This window comes from Treponema sp. R6D11 (assembly GCF_054786075.1).
The window spans coordinates 1-382 of record NZ_BDHD01001121.1 but is presented as its reverse complement, the minus strand read 5'-3'; the positions used below and the strand labels follow the sequence as shown (position 1 = coordinate 382).

Annotated in this window: 1 pseudogene; it reads right to left on the bottom strand. The window is 45.5% G+C overall.

Annotated elements, in window-relative coordinates:
• Positions 1–382: pseudogene (locus tag ACYVTD_RS17750) on the bottom strand (transcription termination factor Rho); the annotation flags it as partial.

The window sequence follows — 382 nt, the reverse complement described above, 5'->3', positions numbered from 1 at the left end:
AATTTACGGTTGGGGTACAAAGGAGTAAGGTTGTCAAAAGGAATACGGTTCTGGGCGACAGTTGGGTCGTCGTAGTTGACGGTTTCCACTCTGAGCATGGCAAAAAATCTTTCGCCTTCTTTTGGACTGCGAATTTGTCCGTAAACCGTGTCGCCTGTTTTAAGCGCAAAGAGCCTAATCTGGCTTGGGCTTATGTAAATATCATCGGGACCGGGAAGGTATGAATTTTGCGGACTGCGAAGGAAGCCGTAACTGTCCGGTAAAATTTCCAGAGAGCCGTAGGCATAAATTATTCCGCCCCTTTCTGTGTGCGCTTTAAGGAGAGCGAAAACAATTTCCTGTTTTTTTAATACAACCATGTCATCGTGAGTGATGTTGTAGC